2 protein-coding genes are annotated in these 1,284 nt (G+C 57.1%); one reads left to right on the top strand and one right to left on the bottom strand.

What is annotated here, in order from left to right; translation table 11 throughout:
• On the top strand, positions 1–599 hold a 599-nt coding region (locus AC1DH9_RS29320), incomplete at its 5' end, for an MFS transporter (protein ID WP_477809353.1).
• A gap of 182 nt (positions 600–781) precedes the next feature.
• On the opposite strand, the gene AC1DH9_RS29325 is transcribed toward AC1DH9_RS29320, so the two are convergent.
• Complete coding sequence (locus AC1DH9_RS29325) at positions 782–1,120, bottom strand: FKBP-type peptidyl-prolyl cis-trans isomerase (protein WP_054597673.1); 339 nt, start codon at positions 1,118–1,120, stop codon at positions 782–784.
• Positions 1,121–1,284: the final 164 nt, after the last annotated feature.

The following is a 1,284-nucleotide window of genomic DNA, read 5'->3' on the forward strand; positions in this document are numbered from 1 at the left end:
TCATTGCAATGCTGATCAACTTTGCCCTGTTTCCGTTCTTCACCATCCTGATCCCACTGTACGTAAAGGACGTCATCCAGTACCCGGTCACTTACATCGGTCTTCTGGATTCGTGCTTCGGGCTGGGCATTCTGGCGGGCAGTTACAAGATCATCGGCTGGTTATCCGACCGGGTCCCCCGTGACATGTGTGTGTCCGCAGGTTTTGCATTACTGGGGGGCAATCTGGTGGCAGTCGGCACCGTTTCATCGTCGTTCATCGTGCCCGTGGCCTTCTTCTGCGGCGGCGTCGGCCTGATGTTGATCAACATCCCCACCTCCGCTGTGAGGTTGCTGGCGACGCCAAAGCTCCATCGCAACCGGATTTTTGCCACGGTTTCATTTCTGTCTGCGGCGGCTAGCCCCTTGGGCAGTTTCGCGATGAATACCCTGATCGCCTATCTGGGGGTTGCACTGACAATCACGCTGCTGGGCGTCATGGTGCTGCTGTTGTCTCTGCTGGTCTTTCTGGTACCCGACTTCAAAACTTTCATGCGTTCCCAGGATACGCAGCTCAATGATGCCTATCTGGACAAATACCCTGAAGCGTTTGCGCACTGACGTGCTTCGCCATGCCTCTGCCTCTTACAAACGGAGTTGCCTTTCACTATGCCGGACTTCAAGGGCCGATCTGAAATCCGCTCTACCCCGAACGCCGCTACCGACCGTTGCGTGCGCGGTTGCTCACCGAGTTTCTCAGCGAGCGAATCAGCCAGTTGCCGGGGTTCGAGGCATAACAGCGGTCAGTCGTCGCGGGTCAGCACTTCGAGCAATTCAATCTCGAAAACCAGGTTGGAGTTGGGCGGGATGGCGCCCATCGAGCGCTCGCCATACGCCAAGTGCGCCGGTACCAGCAACTTGCGCTTGCCGCCGACCTTCATGCCCATCAAGCCCTGATCCCAGCCCTTGATCACTCGGCCGGTGCCGATCACGCATTGAAAGGGTTTGCCGCGCTCCCAGGAAGAATCGAACGGCGTACCGTCCTCCAGAAAACCGCGGTACTGGGTGGTAATCAAGGCGCCTTTAACGGCGGCTTTKCCGTCGCCCAGTTCAAGGTCGATGACCTGCAATTCTTCGTTCATTACTGCTCTCTCGTTCGCGATGACCCTAAACACACGGCCCGCGTTTTCTCAGATTTCGCGCTGCAGGGCAATCCTGTTGAAGACACTGATGCAGGCGCAAGCTCAACGCTCTATCGGCATGACCGCCAGAATCTGCCCGTTGGTGGTCTGCACCAGCATGTACT

Source organism: Pseudomonas sp. 05T35 (assembly GCF_056396605.1).